The organism is Streptomyces acidiscabies (genome assembly GCF_020010905.1).
Lineage (GTDB): Bacteria > Actinomycetota > Actinomycetes > Streptomycetales > Streptomycetaceae > Streptomyces > Streptomyces acidiscabies.
The window spans coordinates 219461-243127 of record NZ_JAGJBY010000002.1; the positions used below are offsets into that span (position 1 = coordinate 219461).

A 23667-nucleotide genomic window follows, 5' to 3' on the forward strand; every position below is an offset into this window, starting at 1 on the left:
TGCCGGGCTCACTTCTTCCGCTTCTTGTGCGGACGCTCCCTCCGCAGTTCCTGCCGGCTCGCGTCCAGGTCGTCGAGGAGGGAGCGCAGGGGGCGGCGGGTGAGGATCGCGTTGTGTTCGATGTGGACCGTCGCCAGGGTGGAGAGGCTGACGGAGAGGAGGCGCAGGCCGTCGCTGCCGTACTCCTTGAGGACCAGGTCGGCGACGCGCGACGCGCGGGCGGCTACGCGCTCCTCGGGGAACAACCCGACGGTGTGGCGCAGGAGTTCGGTGGTGATACGGGAGATGTCGGGGAGGATCCGCATGAGCTCCACGGAGTCCGCCTCCTCCTCGTCGCTCCAGGTCTCGTCGTCCCACGCGCTGCTCAGATCCAGACCCATGGCCGCCCTCCCGCTCGCCTTGCCCGTCGTCTCGGACCGTACGCCCACGATCCGTTCATGCCACGGGAGTTGAGGAAATTGCCCTCGAACGAAGGAACTTCTCCCGCTCTGGACAATTCCCGGCGAATTTTGACACGGTGAGACGCGTCGGCCGCGATGCGCATACGTGGCCCATTCCGCCGCGCCTCTCGCGCCCGGCGGCAATTCCCGTGCAGCGACAGGAGTTTCCGCATGCCCATCGCCCACTACCTCGCCCAGAGCCCGTACAGCACCCCGGGAGCCCAGGCCGCCCAGTACGCCGGGCTCCCCGCCGACCCGGCCCGACTGGCCCGCGTCGTACGGGACTTGCTGATCCACCGCGGCGAAGGCGACCTGTTCGCGTACGCCATTCCCGAGGACCGACTGCACGACGACGCCGAAACCCGTTACGTGGACGGCATCCTGGGAATTCTCGCCGCCCGCTCCGAGGCCCCGCTCGGAAAACCCCGGCCACCCGCCGAGCGATTCGTCGGCGTCTGCCGGGACTTCGCGCTCCTGTACTGCTCAATGCTGCGCCACACCGGCACCCCGGCCCGAATCCGCTCGGGCTTCGCGGACTATTTCGGCACCGACGGCTTCCACGGCGACCACGTCGTCACGGAGTACTGGGACGCGGACCGAGGCCGCTGGCTCCTCGCGGACCCCCAACTCGCCGACCCGGACATCACCCGCCACTGGAACGCCGACTTCGACCCGCTGGACGTCCCCCGCACCCGCTTCCTCACGGCCGGCACAGCCTGGCGCATGATCCGCGAACAGGGCGCGGACCACCGGGAGTTCGGCCTCCACCCCCCTCAGGAGGGACCCCTGTGGGGTGAACGCTTCGTCGCGGGCAACGTCCGCCTCGACCTCGCCGACCTCAACAGGGTGGAGACCCTGCTGTGGGACGTCTGGGGCCTCGACCACACGGACCACGATCAGGACCAGACCCTCGACGAGGAGGCCCGCGCGGTGTACGACCGTGCCGCCGCCGTCATCGCGGGCGACGAGGTGCCGTACGCCGAGGCCCGCGCCCTCTTCACCGGGGACGACGTGCTGCGCACCCCGGAGACGGTCCTGAGCCTGGCCCCCTACAACGGGCCTACCCGGGTAACTCTCAGGAGCCAGGTCAGCTCGCGAGACTGTCCGCGCTGACGGTCTCGGGCCCCAGGTCGGGCGTGTCCGGGCTGACGGAGAACGCCGTGTCCCCGGTCACCGCCACGATCGCGTCGCCGACCAGCGTCAGGGTCGGCACGACGTTCTCCGGCGCCCCGGCCGGGTCCTGGAGCTTGTCCGTCGTCCACATCACGTTCCCCGTGGAGACTTCGAGCGAGAGGAGCCGCCCGTACCGGTTGACGAGGAAGAGGCTGCCGAACGTCCGGGACCACACCGGCTTCGACAGGTTCTCGACCTGCGTGTCCGACTGCCACACCAGCTCCCCGGTGCCCGTGGCGACCGCGCTCACCGTCCCGTCCGGCCGGACGAAGTACACGGTCGAGCCGACCAGCGTCGCCGTACCCCGTATGGTCTGGCTGAGGCGCGTCCGGGTGACGGCCCCGCTCGCCGGGTCCACCCGGAGGAACGTCGTGTACGCCTCGTCCAGCCCGCCCAGCGACTGCTGCTCCGCGTCCTTCGACTGGACGAACAGCGGCTTCCCGGCGAGGTCCCCCAGAGGTACTACCGCCGTAGGCAGCGTGGCGAGTTCCCGCGAGCCGTCCTCGCCGAGTTGCAGCAGACTCCAGTCCCCGGACGCCGGGTCGTCCTGGTTGCTGCACAGACCGTAGGGGGAACCGTGTAGTACCAGCGGGGTACACCGCGTGCCCGCCGACGACTTCGTCGAGCTCCGCCACAGGTCCTTGCCGGACTTCGCGTCGATGCCGATCAGCTGGGAGTGGTCCGTCGACAGGGCCAGGACACCGCCGTCGAACAGGACGGCGGGCTGCGTCGCGTCGACGGACCGGGTCCAGCGCCGCTCACCGGTCTTCGCGTCGAGCGCGACCAACTGCCACTCGATGACGTCCCCGGACGACTCGACGGGCGGGTTCTCGTAGACGTACACGAATCCGTCCCGCACCCCCAACGGCCGCGCGGACTGCGGGCTCACCCCGAACCGCCAGGTCACGCGCCCCGTCCCGGCATCCATCCGGGCGACCGTGAAACCGCTGCCCGTGCAGTACACGGCGGCCTTGTCGGGGACACAGCCCGGCCGGTCGTGGCTGGACAACCGGTCCTGGTCGGCGGCGGACACGGCCCGCGTGAGATTCGTACGCCACGGCGACCAGCCCTCGGGCAGGGACAGCACGGGGGTGTCGACGACGTCGGAACTGCCCGAGGAGGAGTTGCTGTCGACGCCCAGGTTCCACATCACGGCCACGATGCCCACGACGCCGACGGCAGCGGTGGTGAGGAGCCGGCGGGGCAGACGCCGCCCGCCGAGGCGGGGCAGGCCAGGTCTGAGGCGGCGCCGAACTGCCGGACGCCGCTTGAGAATTGACAGTCGGCGGCGGGGGGACGCCACGACCGCTTGCGTCGGCGCGTCGTACGGGATGCCCTCGGGCTCGGTGTGATCGCCGGGCGGCGGCGGGGTGGGCACGGCGGGCGCGGTGTCCGGCAGGGTCTTGAACAGCCGCTGCAACTCGGCGAGTTGGGGACGCTCCTCCGGGTCCTTGATCAGGCACCGCTCGACCATGCTCCGCAGCGGTTCCGTCACCCCGTCCAACGACGGTTCCTCGTGCATGACTTGATACACCGTCAAGTACGGGCTCTCGCCGTCGAACGGACGGGTCCCCGTCGCCGCGTACACCAGCAGCGAGCCCAGCGAGAACACGTCCGAGGCGGCCGTCACCTCACGGGGCGAGGTGAACTGCTCCGGGGACATGAAGGGCGGCGTGCCCATCAGGCGGCCGGTAATCGTGAGCGTCTGGTTGTCGGCGGCGCGGGAGATGCCGAAGTCGATGACGCGGGGGCCGTCCTCGGCCATCAGGACGTTGCTCGGCTTCAGGTCGCGGTGCACGACCCCGGCCCGGTGGATGTCCTTGAGCGCCTCCGTCAGGCCGAGCGCCAGAACCCGCAACTCCCGCCCGCCGAGCGGGCCTTGACCGGCGACCACCTCGGAGAGCGTGGGGCCCGGGACATACAGCGTCGCCATCCACGGCACCTCGGCGTCCGGGTCCGCGTCCACCACCGGCGCGGTGAACGCGCCGCTCACCCGCCGCGCCGCCTGGACCTCCTGCCGGAAACGGGCCCGGAACTCCTCGTCCTGCGCGTACTGCGCGTGCACGACCTTCACCGCGACCTGCCGCCCCGACGGCGAGTGCGCCAGGTGGACGACCCCCATACCGCCGCTGCCGAGCCGCTCGGCGAGCGTGTACCCGCCGATGGAGACGACGGACCCCGATTCCCCGCTGCTCGGCGGCATGTACGGTCGCCCTTCCCGAAGATCCCTGCGCGGCTTGGGTGTTGTTTGGGGGATCAGCCTAGAGCCTGGGGGCTTGCGGGTGGAGTGAGGGTGGGGCGGGCAGGCCCGCCGAGCGGCGGCCCCGTCCCCGTCACCTCACCGCCCGTCCGCCTCCCGCGCCGTCCGTTCCAGCCGCTCCCGGTACTCCTCCCACCAACTCCCGTCCACCTCCGGCACGTTGGACTTGTCCGCCAGCTCCCCGGCCGAACCGTCCAGGAGTTCGCGGACGATGTCCGCGTGGCCCGCGTGGCGGCTCGTGTCGGCGCAGACGCGGGTGAGGAGGTGGTGGAGGGTGGCCGCCCGGCGCTCTTCTGGCCACCAGGGGACCAAGCCGACCGCGTCCAGGGGGAGTTCGGCGACCGTCGCGGCCGTGTGGGCCCAGGCGGCGCGGTACAGGCCGACGATGTCCGCGCGGGACTCCTCGGCGGTCGCCCACATGTCCGAGTTCAGCTCGGAGTCCTGCGTGTACCACCAGGGCGGCGGGTCCTCCGTGTAGTACGGCCGCCCGAACGTGTCGCCGAAATAGCCGAGTTCGATGCCCGCGCAGTGCTTGACCAGGCCCAGCAGATTGGTGCCGGTCGGGGTGAGCGGCCGGCGTACGTCGTACTCGCCGAGTCCTTCCAGCTTCCACAGCAGGGAGTCGCGGGCCTCCTGCAAGTACCGCAGCAGGTCCGCCTTCGGGCCGGGAAGAGTCGTCTCCGTCATGCCGCGCAGCCTGCCATCCGGCACTGACAACCCCCTCCGGACGACGCTCAGTCCGCGTCCTTCTTCGGGTCCTCGTCCTTGCCCTGGGGGTCCTTGCTCCGCAACTCCTCCTCGCGGCGCCGCAGATCGGCCTCCCACTCCTTGAGGAGCGCCTCGTCCTTCTGGTTCTCCTCCTTGAGGGAGTTCAGGAACTCGGGGTTGTCGTCGGGCGCCACCCACGTCGTGCGGTGGTCGCGGTGCCACTCGGAGGGGGTACGGCCACCGGTCGGCGGCGTACGCACCTTGCCCGTCACGAGCCACGCGATCGAGCCCGCCAGCGGGAACAGCAGGATGATGAAGACCCAGGCGACCTTGGGAAGGTGCCGCACCTCGTCCTCGGGCGTGTTCAGGCAGTCGATGAACGCGAAGATCATCAGCGCCAGCGGAACCAGGAACAACAGCAGTCTGAGCATCGGGCGGGTTCCCCCAGGAAACGGCGTCGGGGCCCGGTGGCCCCGGTGTCGGGGCCAGGGTAACGGCTGGGGAAAATCCGGCGCAGGGGGCGGGGACACCCATAGGTATTAGACGGGTACCCCGCACGTACGACGGGCCCCTGCGCGGGTCCGTCGAGTGGCTCGGCGATACTGGGACGCATGGCTTACGACGATCTTCGCTCCCTGCTCAGGGCCCTGGAACGCGAGGGCGACCTCAAGCGCGTGAAAGCCGAGGTCGACCCCTATCTGGAGGTCGGGGAGATCGTCGACCGCGTCCAGAAGGCGGGCGGCCCGGCGCTGCTCTTCGAGAACGTGAAGGGCTCGGCGATGCCGCTGGCCATGAACGTCTTCGGCACCGACCGCCGCCTCCTCAAGGCCCTCGGCCTCAAGTCGTACGCGGAGATCACCGAGCGGATCGGCGGCCTCCTGCGCCCCGAGCTGCCGCAGGGCTTCATCGGCGTCCGCGAGGCCTTCGGCAAGCTCGGCGCGATGACCCACGTACCGCCGAAGAAGGTCAAGGACGCGCCGGTCCAGGAGGTAGTACTCCAGGGTGACGACGTCGACCTGGAGCAGCTGCCGGCCCTGTTCACCTGGCCGCAGGACGGCGGCTCCTTCTTCAACCTGGGGCTGACCCACACGAAGGACCCCGAGAGCGGCGTACGCAATCTCGGTCTGTACCGCCTCCAGCGCCACGACAAGCGCACGATCGGCATGCACTGGCAGATCCACAAGGACAGCCGCAACCACTACCAGGTCGCCGCCCGCAAGGGTGAGCGGCTGCCGGTCGCGATCGCCTTCGGGTGCCCGCCCGCCGTGACGTACGCGTCCACCGCACCCCTTCCGGGTGACATCGACGAGTACCTCTTCGCCGGCTTCCTCGCGGGCAAGCGGATCGAGATGGTGGACTGCAAGACCGTACCCCTCCAGGTCCCCGCTACCGCAGAGGTAGTACTCGAGGGCTGGCTGGAGCCCGGCGAGATGCTTCCCGAGGGGCCCTTCGGGGACCACACCGGGTTCTACACGCCGCAGGAGCCGTTCCCCGCGCTGACCATCGACTGCGTGACGATGCGCAAGCGGCCGTTGCTCCAGTCCATCGTCGTGGGGCGGCCCCCTACCGAGGACGGACCCCTCGGGCGGGCCACGGAGCGGTTCTTCCTGCCGCTGCTGAAGATCATCGTGCCGGACATCGTGGACTACCACCTGCCCGAGGCGGGCGGCTTCCACAACTGCGCGATCGTCTCGATCGACAAGAAGTACCCCAAGCACGCGCAGAAGGTGATGCACGCGATCTGGGGCGCCCACATGATGTCCCTGACCAAGCTGATCGTGATCGTCGACTCCGACTGCGACGTCCACGACCTGCACGAAGTCGCGTGGCGGGCCCTCGGCAACACGGACTACGCCCGTGACCTCAGCATCGTCGAAGGCCCCGTCGACCACCTCGATCACGCCTCCTACCAGCAGTTCTGGGGCGGCAAGGCCGGGATCGACGCGACGAAGAAGTGGCCCGAGGAGGGGTACACGCGGGACGGCGGCTGGCCGGAGATGGTCCTGTCGGACCCGGAGACGGCGGCGACGGTGGACCGGCGCTGGAAGGAGTACGGCCTGTGAGCGCGTCCGCCGCCGCGGTGCCCCAGCCGGGGCGTACGAAAGCCTTTCTGCGCCTCGTCATGATCGAGCACTCGATCTTCGCGCTGCCCTTCGCGTACATCGCCGCCCTCACCGCGATGTTCCAGCTCGACCGGAACATCCACTGGGGCCGGCTGCTGCTCGTGACGGTCTGCATGGTCGGGCTGCGGACGTTCGCGATGGCCGTCAACCGGATCATCGACCGGGAGATCGACGCGCGCAATCCCCGTACGGCGCAGCGTGAGCTGGTGACGGGGGCGATGTCGGTACGGCACGCGTGGACCGGCGCGCTGATCGCCGTCGTCATCTTCCTCGGCTCGGCCGCGCTGCTGAACCCGCTGTGCCTGGCGCTCGCGCCCGTCGCCGTCATCCCGATGGTGGTATACCCGTACGGCAAAAGGTTTACGAACTACCCCCAGGCGATCCTCGGTCTGGCCCAGGCGATGGGCCCGATCGGCGGCTGGCTCGCGATCACCGGCGAGTGGTCCTGGGACGCGGTGATCCTCGGTCTCGCGGTCGGCGTCTGGATCGGTGGCTTCGACCTCATCTACGCCTGTCAGGACATCGACACGGACCGCGAGACGGGCGTCCTGTCGGTCCCGGCCCGCTTCGGTATCCCGGCGGCGGTCTGGTCGGCCCGCGTGTGCCACGCCCTCACGACAGCCCTGTTCGTCTGGTACGCCCTGGCCACGGACGCGGGCGCGTTCTTCTGGCTGGGCCTCTTGGTCGTCGCGGGCGCCTTCGTCTACGAGCACACGATCGTCCGCCCCCACGACCTCTCCCGCCTCAACCGGGCGTTCTTCTCGGTGAACGGCTTCATCGGCATCGCGCTGTTCGCGTGCGCGCTGCTGGATCTGCTGGTCCGGGGACTTACGGTCTGACGGTGTGAGCAGGGTGCGATTCCCGTGAGCGGCCCGCACCCCCAACTCGCGTGCCGTACCGCCGGAGTACTACCCCGCAGGTAGGGGTCCCCGGCGTACACCTCCGGGGGTATCGGCGAGCCCTCCGTCCCCACCCCCGCCCTCCCCGTCGACCGCAAGGGCCCCGGCCGGTCCTGAACCTCTTCATGCCCGCCGGTACGCTCAAGGTGTGAACGCAGGAGAAACGCAGCGCGTGCCTTGGATCGTGGGGGTGTCGGGGGCGTCGGGGACGCCGTATGCCGGCGCTGTCCTGCGTGCGTTGCTGGCAGCGGGCGAGTGTGTCGACCTCGTCGTCAGCCGGGCCTCGCGGCTCACTCTGCTGGACGAGACGGGGATCTCGTTCCGGGACGGGCACTGGCGCGAGGATCTGGGGGAGTGGCTCGGCAGGGGTGCGGACGGCAAACCTCAGAGCTACGACGTCGAGCTGGACCGCGTACGGTACTGGCCGGCTGGTGACCTCGCCGCGGGCCCGTCCTCGGGGTCGTACCCCTCCAGGGGGATGATCATCGTGCCCGCGTCGACGGCCTGCGTCGCCGGAGTCGCCCTCGGTCTGTCGAAGGACCTCCTCCAGCGCGCGGCGAGCGTCACCCTCAAGGAGCGCAGGCCGCTGGTCGTCGCCGTCCGGGAGACCCCGCTGAACGGCCAGACCCTGCGCCATCTCGTCACCCTGGACGACGCGGGCGCGAGCGTGGTCCCCACCTCGCCCGCCTTCTACGCCGGCGCGACCCACATCCAGGACCTGGTCGACTTCGTCGCCGGCCGGATCCTGGACTCGGCGGGCGTCCCGCACGGCCTCTACCACCGGTGGAAGGGCGAACTCGGTGGCGGCGGGGGCGGCGACGGCCGCGTACCCGGGGGCGCGCGCGCCGACTGAGCGCCGCTCCCTGCATCACACACGCCCCGTACGGGTCTACCCGGGTAGTACGGGAGACCGACCCGGCGGCAGGGGAACCGGAGGCCCGTGGGGGACCCTCCGTACCGTCACGGGCACACATCAGGAACCTCGCAGATCCCTTCGAGCGCGAACGGATCTCTCATCGGAAGGCGCGAATCGCATGGACGCCGTGGACAGGCAGCTCATCCAGGCCCTGAGGGAGAACGGCCGGGCCTCCTACGCGGAGCTGGGACGCCTCGTCGGCCTGTCGGGACCCAGCGTCACCGACCGCATCAACCGGCTGGAGGCGGCCGGCGTCATCACCGGCTACCGGGCCACCGTGGACTCCGCCTCCCTCGGCCTCGGCGTCACCGCCCTGATCGGCATCTCCCTCTCGGACGCCGCCGACCACGAGGACGTCGCCCGCCGCATGAAGGACTTCGGCGAGATCGAGGACTGCTGGTTCATCGCCGGCGACGACTCGTTCATGCTCAAGGTGCGGGCGGGCGACGTGGACGGCCTGGAGCGCATCATCCGCCGCCTGTCGGGGACGAAGGGGGTATCCCGTACCCGTACGACCATCGTCCTGTCGACGAAGTGGGAGAACCGGGTGGGGGCGCTGCCCGAGGAGGTCTGAGGGGGACTACGGGAGGGGGGTAGTACACGCAGGGGTACCTTTGGGGGAGCTGTCGTACGAAAGGTGGAGGCATGGACGTCGGGCTCAAGCGCGAGCTGGAGGAGAAGGTCCGCTCCGGCGAGCGGCTGACCCGCGAGGACGGCATCGCCCTGTACGCGTCGGACGACCTGGCCTGGCTCGGCGGTCTGGCGCACGAGGTGCGGACGCGCAAGAACGGCGACGTCGTCCACTTCAACGTCAACCGCCACCTCAACATGACCAACGTGTGCACGGCGTCGTGCGCGTACTGCTCGTTCCAGCGCAAGCCGGGCGAGAAGGACGCGTACACGATGCGCATCGAGGAGGCCGTCCGGCTGGCGACGGAGATGGAGTCGGAGAACCTCACCGAGCTCCACATCGTCAACGGCCTGCACCCCAACCTCCCCTGGAGGTACTACCCCCGGTCCCTGCGTGAGCTGAAGGCGGCTCTCCCGAACGTCTCGCTGAAGGCGTTCACGGCGACGGAGATCCACCACTTCGAGACGATCTCCGGCCTGTCCGCCTCCGAGATCCTCGACGAACTCATCGACGCGGGCCTGGAGTCGCTGACCGGCGGCGGCGCCGAGATCTTCGACTGGGAGGTCCGGCAGCACATCGTCGACCACCGCACCCACTGGGAGGACTGGTCGCGCATCCACCGCCTGGCGCACGAGAAGGGTCTCAAGACCCCGTGCACCATGCTGTACGGCCACATCGAGGAGCACCGCCACCGCGTCGACCACGTGCTGCGGCTGCGTGAACTCCAGGACGAGACCGGCGGGTTCCAGGTCTTCATCCCGCTGCGCTACCAGCACGACTTCGTCGACCTGAAGGACGGCAAGGTCCGCAACCGCCTCCAGGAGCGCACCCGGATGGCGACCGGCGCCGAGTCCCTGAAGACGTTCGCGGTCTCCCGCCTCCTCTTCGACAACGTCCCGCACGTCAAGGTCTTCTGGGTGATGCACGGCGTGCAGACCGCCCAACTCGCCCTCCAGCACGGCGCGGACGACATGGACGGCTCGGTCGTCGAGTACAAGATCACTCACGACGCGGACAACTTCGGCACCCCGAACAAGCTGACCCGCGAGGACCTCCTCGACCTGATCCGCGACGCCGGTTTCCGCCCGGTGGAGCGCAACACGCGCTACGAGATCATCCGCGAGTACGACGGCGCGGACCCGCTGCGCCGCGAGTCGCCGCAGCCGATGCGGCTGTGACCCAGTAGTCATTCAGTACTCACCGGGTAATACCTACGATGTACTGGTGTCCCTTACTTTCACTCTCGACCCCTCCGTCACCCCCGACCTCCGCGACGGCGTCCTCGACCTCTGGACGGACGTCTCCAACGCGGGCGGCGCCGTCGGCTTCGTCGCCCCGGTCGACCGCGAGACCGTCCGCCCGGCGCTGCTGAAGCACCTCGCGGAGATGGCGGAGGGCCGCGTCCACCTGCTGGTCGGGCACGACGAGACGGGCAAGGTCGCCGCGACCGCCTTCCTCAGCCTCAACACCCACCGCCTGATGGCGCACTGGCTGTGGCTCTACACGGTGATGGTCCACCCCTCCCACCAGGGCCAGGGGTACGGCCACGACCTGCTCGCCGCCGCCGAGTCCGCCGCCCGCTCCCTCGACGGCATCGAGGCGATCCGCCTCACCTGCCGGGGCGGCCTCGGCCTGGAGCGGTTCTACGGGTCCTACGGCTACAAGGAGGTCGGCCGCATACCGGACGCGATCCGGGTGGCTCCCGGGGACGACCGGGACGACATCGTCATGCTGCTCCCCCTCCTCTGACCCCCGTCCAAGATCGCCCGTACGGCGTGGTTGACTGGACGACGGACCTTTTCGAACCGGAAGAGTGGATTGCCATGCTCCGCTACACGCTGATGCGCCTCGGGATCTTCGTGGGCTGCCTCGGGGTCGTCTGGGGTCTCGCCTACACCGGAATCGTCCCGCGCGGTCTCGGCGACTCCAACGGCATGTGGCTCGTGCTGCTCGCGCTGGTCCTCTCCGCGCCGATCAGTTTCGTGGTCCTGCGCGGGGAGCGGGACCGCGCCTCCGAGAACGTCGTCGCGCGCGTGGACCGGATGAAGGCCAACCTGGAGGCCAACCGCACCCAGGAGGACGCCGAGATCGACGAGGCGGCGCCGCGCGTGCAGGGCCGGACCTCCTGACCCACGCGGTCTGCGGTCTTGGCCGGCGGTTGATCCAAGCATCGCCGCCCGCAGGGGAGTTGAACCGGCGGACAGGCCCTAACCTTGGCCCATGGGTGCCGTGAAGACCAAGCGGATGCCGCGCGCGGTCCGTGAGCAGCAGATGCTGGACGCCGCAGTGCGGATCTTCGGACGCCGGGGCTACATGGCCGCCTCGATGGACGAGATAGCCGAACTCGCTGGTGTCTCCAAGCCGTTGGTGTACCTGTACCTCAACTCCAAGGACGACCTCTTCACCGCGTGCATCCGCCGTGAGGCCGCCGCGCTGATCGCCGCGATCCGCTCCGCGATCGCCACGGACCTGCCCGCCGACCGCCAACTCTGGGACGGGCTGCGGGCGTTCTTCGCGCACACCGCCGAGCACCAGGATGCCTGGTCGGTCCTCCATCTCCAGGCCCGTACCCACGGCGAGGGGTTCGCCCGCGAGGTCGCCGCGATGCGCGAGGAGATCGTCGCCTTCGTCACGGGCCTGATCGTCGCCGCGGCCCGCGAGGCCCACCGCGACCCCGACCTCCCCGAGCGCGAGGTCGCGGGCCTCGCGGTGGCGTTGGTGGGCGCGGCCGAGTCCCTGGCGGACTGGGCGAAAACGACGGAGGGCGTCACCGCGCGGGAGGCGGCGACGACGCTGATGAACTTCGCGTGGTCGGGGCTGTCGAACTTGATGGAGGGCCGACGGACGTGGTCGGCACCGGAGCAGGGGGCGGAGTAGCTCGCGGGTAGCACCCGGGTAGTCCCCAGGGTGCCCCTCGGGCACGGCTCCCGGGCGGCGCGTAGCTCTGGGGTAGTCCCCGGGTACCCCTCGCCCGCCTCAGGACCCCTCCACCAGCGGGTCCACCCGCCCGCTCACATGCACCCTCCCCACCTCCCCGTCCCGCGCCCTCTCCCGCAGCTCGAACCGCCCCCCGTCCGACGCGAACACCACAGCGGACGGCAGCAGCACCGGTGCCCGGAACTCCGCCCGTACCCGCACCGCCGGTGGCGTCCCGTGTGCGGCGAGGCAGCGGGCGGCCGTCCACATGCCGTGCGCGATGGCGCGGGGGAACCCGAAGAGGCGTGCGGTGAAGGCGTAGAGGTGGATGGGGTTGCGGTCCCCGGAAGACGCCGCGTACCGCCGGCCCACGTCTCCGGCGAGCCGCCACTCGTCGAGCACGGGGAGAGGCCGAGCCCCTGAAGGGGCGTCAACTCCCTTGCCTGAACCGCCTTTCGTCCGGCTCCGTGCCAGATACGTGCTCCGCGACTCCCACACGACCTCCCCGCCCCGCCGCAACTCGGTGACGACCGTCGCCTCGGTCCCCCGGCGATGCGGCGCCAACTCCGCGACGTGCACGCCGAGTTCGTACACCCCGGTCGCCGCGAGCGTCCCGTACCGGCTGATCTCGATGGACGTGTGCACGAGCCCCAGCAGCGGCAGCGGAAAACTCCGCGCGCTCATCAGCCGCATGGCCAGCGGAAACCCGAGGACATGCGGATAGGTCACCGGCAACGAGTCGTCCCCGGTGGCGAACCCGCAGACGCGTTCGTACGCCGACAGCCGCGCGAGATCGATCCGCAGCCCGGGAACGACGACCCGCTCCCGCGCGAACTCGGCGTCGGGGAGCGGCCGTTTGAAGGGGGAGAGGAGCGCACCCCGGACGAAGGACGGGGCCAGCGAGGGGACGGCGGCGAGCGTCGGCATCAAGCCCCCAGCAGACTCTGGCCGCAGACCCGCACGACCTGCCCGTTGACGGCCCCGGACGCCGGATGCGCGAGCCAGGCCGTCGTCTCGGCGACGTCCGCCGGAATCCCGCCCTGCGCAAGGGAGTTCATCCGCCGCCCGGCCTCCCGGATGAACAGCGGCACGGCGGCGGTCATCTTCGTCTCGATGAACCCGGGCGCGACGGCGTTCACGGTCACCCCGTGTTCGGCGAGCGCGCGCGGCGCGAGCGCCCGTACGAGACCGGCGATCCCGGCCTTGCTGGCCCCGTAGTTGGTCTGCCCGGCGTTCCCCGCGAGCCCGGCGATGGACGCGGTCGCGACGATCCGCCCGCCCGGCCGCAGCGCCCCCTTCCCGAGCAGCGCGTCGGTGGTGCGCAGCACACTCGCGAGGTTGACGTCGAGCACCGAACTCCACCGCTCGGCGGGCATGTTGACCAGCCGCCGGTCGCGGGTGATCCCGGCGTTGTGGATCAACACGTCGAGCCCGTCCGGGAGTTCGGCGGCGATCCGCTCCCCGGCGTCGGCGGCGGTGATGTCCAGTGCGAGGGCCCGCCCGCCGAGCCGTGACGCGAGCCGCCGCGCCTCGTCCTCGGCCTGCGGCACGTCGAGCACGACGACCTCGGCCCCGTCCCTGGCGAGCGTCTCGGCGACGGCCGCACCGATCCCCCGTGCACCCCCGGTGACCAGCGCGATCCGCCCCGCGAGAGGCCGCTCCCAGTCCCCGGCGAACGCCTCGCCGCCGCCCACCTCGACCACCTGCCCGCTGACGTACGCGGACTTGGGCGAGAGCAGGAACCGCAGCGTCGACTCGGCGGCCCCGGCGTCGGTGACCCGCACGAGGTTCACGGTCCGGCCGCGCCCGATCTCCTTGCCCAGCGACCGTGTGAACCCTTCCAACGCCTGCTGCACGGCGGCCTGTTGATGATCGGCGGCGTCAAGTGGCGCCCCCAGCACGACGATTCGCCCGCTCGCGGCGACGGACCGGACGACGGGATGCAGGGCGGCGTGCACCTCGGCGAGCGTCTCGAGGTCCCGCACCCCGGCCGCGTCGAGGACGACCGCCGCCGGATCGCCGGAGCCGGTGCCAAGTCCCGTACGGGCGAGGACGGGTGAGAGGTCCAGTGTCGACGTGCCGGCCGTAAGGTGAACCAAGGTGCCGGTGAGGGACGGGCGTTCGGGTGAGAAGCGCAGGAGCGCAGCGGGCTGCGGCAGGCCGAGCCGGCGGGTGAGGAAACGGCCGGGTGCGGTGGCGGTGAAGCTCAGATAGCGGTCGGCCATGTACGTCTCCCAAGGTCTCGCACGGGCCCGGCGGAATTACTTACTCCGGAGTAAGGTTACCTGGGGTAAGTCTAGGTCAAGGGTGAGGAGCAGGTCGAGATGAGTCCCCTGGAGCTGGTGCGCGACGGCGAGTCGAAGCCCCCGGTCGAGCCCCCGCGCGCCCGCCGGGTCGCGGTGATCGGAGGCGCCCGCACCCCCTTCGCGCGCTCCGACGGCCCCTACGCGACCGCCTCCAACCAGGAGATGCTCACAGCCGCCGTGAACGGCCTCGCCCTGCGCCACGGCCTCGATGTCCCAGGCGTGGTGGGCGAGTTCGTCGCCGGGGCGGTCCTCAAGCACAGCCGCGACTTCAACCTCGCCCGCGAGACGCTCCTCGGCTCGAAGCTGGACGCGCGGACCCCGGCCTACGACATCCAGCAGGCGTGCGGCACCGGCCTCCAGGCGATCATCGCCGCCGCCAACAAGATCGCCCTCGGGCAGACGGACTCGGCCGTCGCGGGCGGCGTCGACACCGCGAGCGACGCCCCGCTCGGCGTCAACGACGACCTGCGCCGCATCCTGCTGGAGGTCCGCCGCGCCAAGTCGGCGGGCGCCCGCCTCAAGGCCCTGGCGAAGATCCGCCCCGGCCACCTGGTCCCCGAGATCCCGCGCAACTCCGAGCCCCGCACCGGGCTTTCGATGGGCGAGCACGCGGCGGTCACCGCCCGCACCTGGGGCATCTCCCGTGCGGAACAGGACGAGTTGGCGGCCACGAGCCACCAACGCCTCGCGGAGGCCTACGAGAGCGGCTTCTTCGACGACCTCGTCGTCCCCTTCCGGGGCCTTCGGCGCGACCAGAACCTGCGCCCCGACTCGACGGTGGAGAAACTCGCCGCGCTCAAGCCGGTGTTCGGCACCGACGGACCCAACCCGACGATGACGGCGGGCAATTCGACGCCCCTCACCGACGGCGCGGCGGTCGTGCTCCTCGCCTCCGAAGAGTGGGCGGAGACGCGGGGGTTGGAGCCGCTGGCGTACCTCACGGCGTACGAGACGGCGGCGGTTGACTTCGTACGCGGTGACGTCGCCGGCGGGGAGGACGGCCTGCTGATGGCCCCCGCCTACGCCGTACCGCGCATGCTGGAGCGAACGGGCCTCGGTATAGGGGACTTTGACTTCGTGGAGATCCACGAGGCGTTCGCCTCACAGGTGTTGGCGACGCTGGCCGCCTGGGAGAAGCAGGGGCTCGCGCCGGTAGACCGCGAGCGGCTCAACGTCACCGGCTCGTCCCTGGCGACCGGTCACCCCTTCGCGGCGACGGGCGCCCGGATCGTCGCGACGCTGGCCAAGCTGCTAGCCGAACGGGACGCCCCCGGGCGGGGGTTGATCTCCATCTGCGCCGCCGGGGGACAGGGGGTGACCGCGATCCTGGAGCGAACGTGACACTTCCTCACATAACCTCGATACTGCACAGCCCCGCCCCCGGACCACCTCCCGATCCTCACAGGCCCCCCACGTCAGCACCGTACGATCACCGTGCCTAACCGCTGGTAACCGCGTCCCCCGAGGCCCCCAGGCTGAACGCCTCGGTGCACGAGGCCCGTATGTCCTGCAGCAAGCGTTTTTTCCGCTGCGTGCCCAGGGAGCCGCCCGTGTCCACCTCGTACCCCTCGTCGGCCGACTACGCCGACGGCGCTCCCCCCGCCCTCGTCGAGCCCGAGGTCCGGCGGCTCGACGGAGTCGTCCGCGAGGCGGCCGTACCGGCGCTCGCGCCGCCCGTCACCCACGGCTCCCTCGCGGAACTCCCGTACGACAACGCGGCGGTGGCGCCCGGCCAGATCGTCCTCAGCCGCCGCGACGCCGAGGGGCGTTGGAGCGACGTGACGGCGGCGCAGTTCGCGGCGCAGGTCCACGCCGTCGCCAAGGGGCTGATCGCCGAGGGGCTGATGCCGGGGGACCGGCTCGCGATCATGGCCCGTACGACGTACGAGTGGACGCTCCTCGACTTCGCGGCGTGGGCGGCCGGACTCGTCACCGTCCCGGTGTACCCGACCTCGTCGGTCTTCCAGGTCCGATGGATACTTCAGGACTCCGGCGCCGTAGCTCTCGTGACCGAGACCCTCGGGCAGGCCTCGGCCATCGGGCCCGAGCTGGACCGGCTGCCCGACCTGCGGCACATCTGGGTGATGGAGAAAGGGCACGTGGAGCGGCTCGCGGAGGCCGGGGCGCACGTCCCCGACGCCGAGGTGGAGATCCGCAGGGGGATGCTGATCCCCGACACCCTGTGCACCCTGGTCTACACCTCAGGTACTACGGGACGACCCAAGGGCTGCGCCATCACCCACGGCAATTTCTTCGCCGAGGTGGACAACGCGATCGAGCTTCTCCACCCGGTCTTCAAGGCGCAGGGCATCGAGGTCTCCGTCCTGCTCTTCCTGCCGATGTCGCACGTCTTCGGCCGGATGGTCGCCATCGCCGCCGTCCGCGCCCGGGTCCGCCTCGGCCACGCGCCGAGCATCAAGTCCGAGCAACTCCTCCCGGATCTCGCCGCGTTCAAGCCGACCTGCCTGCTCGCGATCCCCTACATGCTGGAGAAGGTCTTCAACGTGGCGCGGGCCCGCGCCGAGGCGGGCGGCCGGGTCACCTCCTTCGACCGGGCCGTGTCCGTGGCCCGCCGCTACGGCGAGGCCGTCGAGGCGCAGAAGACCGGCACCGGCTCGGGCCCCGGCGCGGCCCTGCGCACCGCCCGCACCTTCTACGACCCCCTGGTCTACCGCCGGATCCGCAACGCCATGGGCGGCCGGGTCCGGCACGCCATCTGCGGCGGCTCCCCGCTCGGCCGCCGCCTCTCCTCCTTCTACCTCGGCGCCGGAATCGAGATCTACGAGGGGTACGGCCTCACCGAGACGACCGGCGCGACGACGGTGACGCCGCCCCTCAAACCCCGTCTGGGGACGGTCGGTTGGCCCATGCCGGGCACGCGCATCCGGATCGCGGCGGACGGCGAGATCCTCATCGCCGGGGAGCATGTCCTGCGCGGCTACTGGGACCCGTCCGCCGGAGGCGTCGTCCCCGCCGCGCCCGACGGGTGGTTGCCGACCGGTGACATAGGGGAGTTGGACGACGAGGGCTACCTCACGATCACCGGCCGCAAGAAGGAAATGATCATCACGGCGGGCGGAAAGAGCGTCGCCCCGGCGCCACTTGAGGACTGGCTCCGCTCCCACCCCCTGATCTCCCAGTGCATGGTCCTCGGCGACGGCCGCCCCTACGTCTCCGCCCTCATCACCCTCGACCCCGAAGGCGTCACCCACTGGCGCCGCATGAACGGCAAGCACCCCGTCCCCGCCGAACTCCTCATCGGTGACGAGGAGTTGGAGTCCCTCCTGCAACGCGCCGTCGACGATGCCAACAAACTCGTCTCCCGCCCCGAATCCATCAGGAAGTTCGCAGTTCTGCCCACCGACTTCACCGAAACGGCAGGCCACTTGACGCCGTCGATGAAACTCAGGAGGGCGACGATCCTGCGGGACTTCTCGGACGTCGTCGAGGGCTTGTACGAGCAGCGGTGACGGGGGTGCCGGGGCCGTGACGCTGTGGAGCTCGGGGTTATGACGAGAACCCCCCGTCGCTCTTGAGGAGTTGACCGTTGACCCACTGGCCCTCGGGGGAGCACAGGAAGCCGACGAGGTGTGCGGTGTCCTGCGGAGTGCCCGTACGGCCCAGGGGAGTTCGCGCGAGCACCGACGCACGGATCCCGTCGTTCATCCAACCCGTGTCCACCGGGCCGGGGTTGACCACGTTCGCCGTGATCCCGAGGTGGGCCAGCTCGTGCGCGGCGGCCTGCGTGATGCGGTCCAGGGCGCCCTTGCTCGCGCCGTACGGCAGGTTGTGCACGGTGTGGTCGCTGGTCAGGGCGACGATACGGCCCGTGCCGTGCGGGGCGTCGAAGCGGCGGCCGAACTCGCGGATCAGCAGCCAGCTCGCCCGCGCGTTGACCGCGAAGTGCAGGTCGAAGCTCTCCACGCTGGTGTCGAGGATCCCCGAGTCGACGCTCTCGCAGTGGCACATCACCAGCGCGGTGACCTTGCCGAGCCGCTCCTCGACCTCGTCGAAGATCCTTGCCGGGGACTCGGGTTGAGCGAGGTCCGCCTCGACGGCGTGCACGGCGGCACCCCGCTCCACGAGCCCCGCCGCGATCACCTCCGCCGCGTCAGGCTCCCGTCCCCAGGCCATACGGTCGTCGTACGGCGTCCAGTGCGTGAACGCGATGTCCCAGCCGGAGTCGGCGAGTCGAGCCGCGATCCCCGCCCCGATGCCGACCGTCCGGCCCACTCCGGTGAGCAGGGCGAGCGGGCGGGAAGGCGTAGTCCTCATGGACGAGGATGGTCCGGCAGGCCCGGCGCCGCCGCAAACGCTTTTCCGTCCGTCAGCACCTCCGCCAACTCCTCCGCGAACGCGGTGAGCCGCTCCAGCTCCGGCCCGCCCCGCGCCACCCGGAACCCATGCCGCCTCGCCCAGAACGCGGCCTGCACGGCGTGGAGTTGGGCCCAGCGCCGCAGGCGCTCCCGCTCGACTCCGGCCGCCTCGCCGAAGACGTCCAGGAGCCGCAGCGTCGCCGCCCGCAGATCCGGCGCGACCAGCAGCGAGAACGCCCGCGTCTTCAGGAAGTTCGCCCCGTCGTAACCCTGGTCACCCGCATACCCCTTGGGATCCACGGCGAGCCACGGCTCCCGCTCGGCGCGCAGGATGTTACGGGCATGCAGGTCACCATGGACGAGGGTGTCGGGCTGATCCCGGCCGAGGTCCCGCACGGTGGCGCGCGCGAAGTCGAGGACGCGGGCGGGGATGTTGTGCTCCAACTCCCCGGCATCCACGACAAGTTGCTCGGCCCATTCGTCGGCGCGTTCGCTGAGCCGGGGCAGATGGGCGGGCGCGGGCACCGCGAGCCGCCGGCTGAGCTGCCCGGCGACCGACGCGATGAGGTCCTCGTCGGTCTCGCTCTCGCCCAGCGTCGCCGACCCGACCCGCTCCAGCAGCATCGCGAACCGCGCGTCGTCCCGCTCGTACAGCAGAACGGCCCCCTGCCCCGCCCAGGCGGCGAAGGCGTCGGGCTCGTGGACATTGCCGGGGTGAGGGAAGGAGACCTTCAGTACGGCAGGCCCGTGGCTCTCACGTACGACGGGTACGACGAGCCCGACCCCGCCGAACATCAGCTCACCGTCGACAGCGCAGCTCCAGCGGTCGAGCAACTCGGTGACGATCCCGGGGAGTTCGGAGATCCAGCGCTCGCCGGTCGCGCCCTCGCGGGCGACGGTGTTCCGGGCGAGGATTTCGGGCACCTCGATCATCAGGGCACTCTAGTCCGGCACTTCGGGCGGGAGGCGTACGGCCTGCTCACCGCCGCGAGTCCACACTCAGCGCGGGAGGCGTACCGCCTCTTCGTCGCCGCGAGTCCGCACTCCGCGCGGGAGAGGCACCGCCTGTTCGCCGCCCCGAGTCCGCCGTTGCCGCAGCTCCACGACCAGTTCCGCGAACGCCCGCGCGGGCGGGCTCAACGCGTCCCAGCGCCGCATCGCCCAACCGACGGGCAGGGGACGCAGATCCGGCAGCGGCACGAGCCGCAACGCCCCCGCGCCGGACGCCACCAGCCCCGGCAACGCCGGTACCACCGCCCGGCCCACCCCCACCTCGGCGAGCAGCAACGCCGTGTCCCAGTCGGCGACGCTCGTGTCGTACGCGAACCGGACCCCCAACTCCGCGCAGGCGGCGTCCAGATGGGCGGCCGAGGTGGAGTTCGGGGGCAGGCGGATCAGCCGTATGCCGTCCAACTCCCCTGCGCTCAGGGACTTTCGCCGAGCGAACTCGTCGTCCTCGCGCACCGCGAGCATCCACGGCAGCTCCACCACCCGGCGCTGCTCGATGCCGCGTACCGGCGGTCCCAGCGTGATCCACGCGAGATCGAGCGTGCCGTCCGCGAGCGCTTCGAAGCTGCCCCGGCCCGAACTCACCGTGCGGAATTCGAGGTTGACGTTCGGATGCCGCTGGCGGAAGGCGACGACCGCGTCCGACATGAAGTGCCGCACGGTGGTGGCGCCGGTGGCGAGCCGTACGTATCCCCGGCCGCCGTCGACGAGATCCTTCAACTCCCGTGCGGCCAGGTCGAGTCCGGCGATCCCGTCCCGCGCGGCCCGCTCCAGGATCCGCCCGGCCTGCGTCACCGCGACTCCCCGGGGCCGCCGCTCCAGCAGCCCCACCCCGAACTCCCGCTCCAGCCGCTTCACATGCTGACTGACCGCCGACTGCGTACACCCAGACTCCCGTGCCACAGCGCTCAGACTCCCGGCCCGGCACACAGCGACGAACACCCGCAGATCTTCTAGCGTCATACCCCCAAGCAAACACTAGAGTCCAGCAACAAATCCCAAGGATTGACTCCCCCTTCCCGCTCGTACGACGATTTCCCCGGGCCCACGGCGGCAACCCGCTCCCCACCCGGGAGGGAGCGGGTGCCGACCATTTCCCCGACGAGCAGGGGAACGCATGAAGAGACAGGAACCGACCGCAACCCCAAGGGAGTTGAGCGCAGCCGCAGCTACCGCACCCGCTGGGCGATCAGGAACGCGTGCGGTGTCTTCTCCTCCTCCATCGGCTCCCGGACCGTGCGCGACAGCATCGTGAAACCGGCCTCCGTCAGCAGCCCCTCCATGAACTCCGGGCGGCGGCGCAGGAAGTCGATGGCGACCGGGTGACCCCAGGGCTGGTCGTAGTGGCGGGGTTCGTCGCCGACCTGGAAGGCGAGGAGGAGGTGGCCGCCGGGGGCGAGGGCGCGGTGGAAACCCTCGAAGAGACGGGGCAGTTCGGGTGACGGCGTGTGGATGGACGAGTACCAGCACATGACGCCGTCGAGCGAGCCGTCCGGGAAGGGGAGGTCGAGCATCGAGCCCTGTTCGAAGCGGATTCCGGGGTTCTCGCGGCGGGCCACCGCGAGCATCGACTCCGACAGGTCGAGCCCGGAGATGTCCAGACCGAGCCCGGCGAGGCGCCCCGTGGACCGACCGGGCCCGCACCCGAGGTCGGCCACCTTCCCACCCGCGCCCACGAGTTCGGCGTACACCCCGAGTACGGCCCGCTCCAGCGGCCTCTTGACCAGCTCGTCCTGGAACCGCTCGGAGTAGTCCTCGGCGATGGCGTCGTAGAAGGTACGGGTGGTGGTGAGGAAGTCAGTCATGGCGGGTGACCCTAACCGGTACCACTGACAACGCCCCGGGGCTCAGCGTCCGATACCTGAGAGCCAGTCGGCGCTGCCCCTCTCAGCCCACCCCCAACCCCCGTAGTACCGCGGTAGTACCCGCCGCCCCCAGCACCACCACCACGAACGGCGCCCTCCGCCAGGCCAGCCCGACCCCCACCAGTACCCCCAGCGGACGAGCCCACCCCGAGAACCCGCCCCCCTCGGTCAGCGCCCCCGTCGCCAGCAGGGCGACCAGCAGCACGACCGCCCCGGCGGACAGCAGCTCCTGGACCCGCGCCGGCAGCGTGACCCGCCCGTGCAGGAGAGGCCCCGTCAGCCGGAAGGCGTACGTCCCGAGAGCCAGGACGAGGACGGTGACGACGGTCGGACTCACGGGGTCACCTCAGGGTCGTACAGGAAGAGCCCCAGAAGAGCTACGAGGACAGGTACCCCGGTGGGGAGGAGCGGGGTCGCCGCGAGGGCGAGGACCGCGCCGAGGGCGACAGGCCGGCGGACGCGGGAGTCCTTGCGGAGGGTGGGTACGACGAGCGCCGCGAGGATCGCGGGAAAGGCCGCGTCGAGCCCGTACCGGGAGGTGTCCCCCAGCGCCTGCCCCGCGAGCGCGCCGATGACGACGGCCGTGTTCCATACGGCGAACAGCGCGAGCCCGGACGTCCAGAACGCGGCGCGGCGGCGGGCCGGGTCGGACCGGGCGAGGGTGAAGGCGACCGTCTCGTCCGTGACGAGGTGCGCGCCGAGCAGCCGGGTGAACGGCCCGCGGCCGATGTCCCCGGCGACGGCGAGGCTGTAGGCGACGGTACGGGTGTTGAGGGCGAGCCCGGTCGCGGCGGCGGCCAGCGGACCGCCCCCGGCGAGCAGTACGCCGACCGCGCTGAACTGGGCCGATCCCCCGTACACGGCCAGGGACATGACGACCGGCACCCAGACCGGCAGCCCGCCGCTCACGGCGATCGCGCCGAAGGACACCCCGACGACCCCGCTGGCGAGGCAGACGAGGAGGACGTCCCGCAGGAGGGTGGAGTCGTCCGGTGATACCTGCGGACTACCCCCGGACGGGGTAACCCTGGAGAGTGTTCGGCGTGGAGAACGCATGTTCTCTAAAATGAACGCCAGGGCGACCGTTCGTCAAGGCGAACGTTCGTACTCGTACAGCGAACGGAGTGGAAGCGTGAGTGAACCCCTGGAGTGGCTCGCGGCCTCGCTGAAGCGGGAGCGCGCCAGGACCGGGCTGTCCCTGTCCGAACTGGCCAAGCGCGCGGGGATCGCGAAGTCCACGCTGTCCCAGCTGGAGGCGGCGAGCGGGAACCCGGGGATGGAGACGATCTGGGCGCTGGCGGTGGCGCTCGGCGTCCCGTTCAGCGTGCTCGTCGAACCGCCCTCGGCGCCCGTCCAGGTCGTCCGCGCGGGGGAGGGTCCCAAGGTGCACTCCGAACAGTCCAGTTATCTCGCGACGTTGTTGTCCGCGAGTCCGCCGGGAGCACGCCGGGACATTTACTACGTATGGCTGGAACCGGGCACTGTCCGGGAATCCGAACCGCATATCCCCGGCACCGTGGAACACATCGTGGTCACCGAGGGAAGCGTGAAAGCGGGGCCGCGCGGGGAGGGTGTGGAGGTCGGTCCGGGGGATTATCTGTCGTATCGCGGAGATGTGCCGCACATGTACGAGGCGACGGCGGCCGGAACGAAGTTCGTGCTCGTCATGCAGCACACGTGAACGGGAAATGAATTCGGCTCCGCGGGGCCGGCCCGCTAGGGGCGCCGGGAGAAAGGCAGGAGCCCCGTCGCCGGAAGGCGCGGGGCTCCTTGGGTGGTGCTTCTCAGACTGCGATCACGCTGCCGGTTCCGGCAGTCGCCCGGCGGATCAGACCGGGGTGACGTTCTCCGCCTGCGGGCCCTTCGGGCCCTGGGTCACGTCGAAGGAAACCTGCTGGTTCTCTTCGAGGGAACGGAAACCCGAGGCGTTGATCGCGGAGTAGTGGACGAAGACGTCAGGGCCGCCGCCTTCTTGGGCGATGAAACCAAAGCCCTTTTCGGCGTTGAACCACTTCACGGTTCCGGTAGCCATAAGCCCTCCTTGGGCTCAAAGGGTCGCCCTGCTCCAGAACCTGCAAGTGTGAAAACAGTGCTGCACAACTGCAA

At 70.6% G+C, this 23667-nt stretch carries 25 protein-coding genes; 12 read left to right on the top strand and 13 right to left on the bottom strand.

Translation table 11 applies throughout. The annotated features are described in order from the left end of the window. Positions 1 to 8: 8 nt before the first annotated feature. Positions 9 to 380 (bottom strand): hypothetical protein, encoded by a 372-nt coding sequence (locus J8M50_RS27930; RefSeq protein WP_010353935.1) that lies wholly within the window; start codon positions 378 to 380, stop codon positions 9 to 11. 231 nt (positions 381 to 611) lie between these two features. On the opposite strand from J8M50_RS27930, the gene J8M50_RS27935 reads away from it, so the two are divergent. Beyond that, entirely contained in the window at positions 612 to 1553 is a 942-nt protein-coding gene (locus J8M50_RS27935) for a transglutaminase family protein (protein WP_010353936.1), read from the top strand. On the opposite strand, the gene J8M50_RS27940 is transcribed toward J8M50_RS27935, so the two are convergent. The 3 genes from J8M50_RS27940 to J8M50_RS27950 form a co-directional block, all read right to left on the bottom strand. Next, positions 1528 to 3816, bottom strand: coding sequence for a serine/threonine-protein kinase (locus tag J8M50_RS27940; RefSeq protein WP_010353937.1), 2289 nt, complete (start codon positions 3814 to 3816; stop codon positions 1528 to 1530). The two genes, J8M50_RS27935 and J8M50_RS27940, sit on opposite strands and share 26 nt — an antisense overlap. A 135-nt stretch (positions 3817 to 3951) precedes the next feature. Further along, positions 3952 to 4560, bottom strand: coding sequence for a DinB family protein (locus tag J8M50_RS27945; protein ID WP_010353938.1), 609 nt, complete (start codon positions 4558 to 4560; stop codon positions 3952 to 3954). A 47-nt stretch (positions 4561 to 4607) separates the two neighbouring features. Then, positions 4608 to 5012, bottom strand: a complete 405-nt coding sequence (locus tag J8M50_RS27950; RefSeq protein WP_010353939.1) for a PLD nuclease N-terminal domain-containing protein — start codon at positions 5010 to 5012, stop codon at positions 4608 to 4610. Positions 5013 to 5192: 180 nt separating this feature from the next. Here J8M50_RS27950 and J8M50_RS27955 point away from each other — a divergent pair, with 180 nt between their 5' ends. From J8M50_RS27955 to J8M50_RS27990, 8 genes are all read left to right on the top strand, one after another. After that, complete coding sequence (locus tag J8M50_RS27955; protein ID WP_010353940.1) at positions 5193 to 6644, top strand: menaquinone biosynthesis decarboxylase; 1452 nt, start codon at positions 5193 to 5195, stop codon at positions 6642 to 6644. Further along, a complete protein-coding gene (gene mqnP, locus J8M50_RS27960) occupies positions 6641 to 7543 on the top strand; it encodes a menaquinone biosynthesis prenyltransferase MqnP (RefSeq protein ID WP_010353941.1) in 903 nt (300 codons plus the stop codon). Before J8M50_RS27955 ends, mqnP begins: the two co-directional genes overlap by 4 nt. 232 nt (positions 7544 to 7775) lie before the next feature. Then, positions 7776 to 8456: a UbiX family flavin prenyltransferase gene (locus tag J8M50_RS27965; RefSeq protein WP_010353942.1), complete on the top strand. Its 681-nt coding sequence runs from the start codon at positions 7776 to 7778 to the stop codon at positions 8454 to 8456. A 181-nt stretch (positions 8457 to 8637) separates the two neighbouring features. Next, complete coding sequence (locus tag J8M50_RS27970) at positions 8638 to 9093, top strand: Lrp/AsnC family transcriptional regulator (protein WP_010353943.1); 456 nt, start codon at positions 8638 to 8640, stop codon at positions 9091 to 9093. A gap of 71 nt (positions 9094 to 9164) precedes the next feature. After that, positions 9165 to 10328 (top strand): aminofutalosine synthase MqnE, encoded by a 1164-nt coding sequence (mqnE, locus tag J8M50_RS27975; RefSeq protein WP_010353944.1) that lies wholly within the window; start codon positions 9165 to 9167, stop codon positions 10326 to 10328. A gap of 46 nt (positions 10329 to 10374) precedes the next feature. Continuing rightward, positions 10375 to 10899, top strand: a complete 525-nt coding sequence (locus J8M50_RS27980) for a GNAT family N-acetyltransferase (protein WP_010353945.1) — start codon at positions 10375 to 10377, stop codon at positions 10897 to 10899. A gap of 74 nt (positions 10900 to 10973) precedes the next feature. Continuing rightward, entirely contained in the window at positions 10974 to 11279 is a 306-nt protein-coding gene (locus J8M50_RS27985) for a DUF4229 domain-containing protein (protein WP_010353946.1), read from the top strand. 91 nt (positions 11280 to 11370) lie between these two features. Continuing rightward, positions 11371 to 12027: a TetR/AcrR family transcriptional regulator gene (locus tag J8M50_RS27990; protein ID WP_010353947.1), complete on the top strand. Its 657-nt coding sequence runs from the start codon at positions 11371 to 11373 to the stop codon at positions 12025 to 12027. Positions 12028 to 12126: 99 nt separating this feature from the next. On the opposite strand, the gene J8M50_RS27995 is transcribed toward J8M50_RS27990, so the two are convergent. Continuing rightward, positions 12127 to 12993 (bottom strand): MaoC family dehydratase, encoded by an 867-nt coding sequence (locus J8M50_RS27995; protein ID WP_010353948.1) that lies wholly within the window; start codon positions 12991 to 12993, stop codon positions 12127 to 12129. Further along, on the bottom strand, positions 12993 to 14291 hold the full coding sequence (locus J8M50_RS28000) for a 3-oxoacyl-ACP reductase (protein ID WP_010353949.1): 1299 nt from the start codon (positions 14289 to 14291) through the stop codon (positions 12993 to 12995). Before J8M50_RS28000 ends, J8M50_RS27995 begins: the two co-directional genes overlap by 1 nt. Before the next feature lie 99 nt (positions 14292 to 14390). Between J8M50_RS28000 and J8M50_RS28005 the strand changes: the two genes are divergently transcribed. Together J8M50_RS28005 and J8M50_RS28010 are read left to right on the top strand one after the other, a co-directional pair. Further along, a complete protein-coding gene (locus tag J8M50_RS28005; RefSeq protein WP_010353950.1) occupies positions 14391 to 15713 on the top strand; it encodes an acetyl-CoA C-acetyltransferase in 1323 nt (440 codons plus the stop codon). Between the two features lie 209 nt (positions 15714 to 15922). Then, positions 15923 to 17842, top strand: coding sequence for an AMP-dependent synthetase/ligase (locus J8M50_RS28010; protein ID WP_010353951.1), 1920 nt, complete (start codon positions 15923 to 15925; stop codon positions 17840 to 17842). 37 nt (positions 17843 to 17879) lie between these two features. On the opposite strand, the gene J8M50_RS28015 is transcribed toward J8M50_RS28010, so the two are convergent. The 6 genes from J8M50_RS28015 to J8M50_RS28040 all read right to left on the bottom strand — a co-directional run bounded on the left by J8M50_RS28015 (position 17880) and on the right by J8M50_RS28040 (position 22617). Continuing rightward, on the bottom strand, positions 17880 to 18647 hold the full coding sequence (locus tag J8M50_RS28015) for an SDR family oxidoreductase (RefSeq protein WP_010353952.1): 768 nt from the start codon (positions 18645 to 18647) through the stop codon (positions 17880 to 17882). Then, the gene (locus tag J8M50_RS28020) at positions 18644 to 19621 is read right to left on the bottom strand and encodes an aminoglycoside phosphotransferase family protein (protein ID WP_010353953.1); all 978 of its coding nucleotides are present in this window, start codon (positions 19619 to 19621) and stop codon (positions 18644 to 18646) included. The genes J8M50_RS28015 and J8M50_RS28020 overlap by 4 nt, the downstream gene beginning before the upstream one ends. A gap of 66 nt (positions 19622 to 19687) precedes the next feature. Next, on the bottom strand, positions 19688 to 20659 hold the full coding sequence (locus J8M50_RS28025; protein WP_050987225.1) for a LysR family transcriptional regulator: 972 nt from the start codon (positions 20657 to 20659) through the stop codon (positions 19688 to 19690). Positions 20660 to 20865: 206 nt separating this feature from the next. Next, positions 20866 to 21501 carry a class I SAM-dependent DNA methyltransferase gene (locus tag J8M50_RS28030; RefSeq protein ID WP_010353955.1) on the bottom strand — a complete coding sequence of 212 codons (636 nt, stop codon included), beginning with the start codon at positions 21499 to 21501 and terminating at the stop codon, positions 20866 to 20868. An 82-nt stretch (positions 21502 to 21583) separates the two neighbouring features. Continuing rightward, positions 21584 to 21898 carry an AzlD domain-containing protein gene (locus J8M50_RS28035; protein ID WP_010353956.1) on the bottom strand — a complete coding sequence of 105 codons (315 nt, stop codon included), beginning with the start codon at positions 21896 to 21898 and terminating at the stop codon, positions 21584 to 21586. Continuing rightward, positions 21895 to 22617: an AzlC family ABC transporter permease gene (locus J8M50_RS28040; protein WP_029183893.1), complete on the bottom strand. Its 723-nt coding sequence runs from the start codon at positions 22615 to 22617 to the stop codon at positions 21895 to 21897. The genes J8M50_RS28035 and J8M50_RS28040 overlap by 4 nt, the downstream gene beginning before the upstream one ends. Before the next feature lie 76 nt (positions 22618 to 22693). Here J8M50_RS28040 and J8M50_RS28045 point away from each other — a divergent pair, with 76 nt between their 5' ends. Then, positions 22694 to 23242, top strand: coding sequence for a helix-turn-helix domain-containing protein (locus J8M50_RS28045; RefSeq protein ID WP_010353958.1), 549 nt, complete (start codon positions 22694 to 22696; stop codon positions 23240 to 23242). A gap of 147 nt (positions 23243 to 23389) precedes the next feature. Here the strand turns inward: J8M50_RS28045 and J8M50_RS28050 are convergent, their stop codons facing one another. Next, positions 23390 to 23593 (bottom strand): cold-shock protein, encoded by a 204-nt coding sequence (locus J8M50_RS28050; RefSeq protein WP_003992177.1) that lies wholly within the window; start codon positions 23591 to 23593, stop codon positions 23390 to 23392. Positions 23594 to 23667 lie beyond the last annotated feature (74 nt).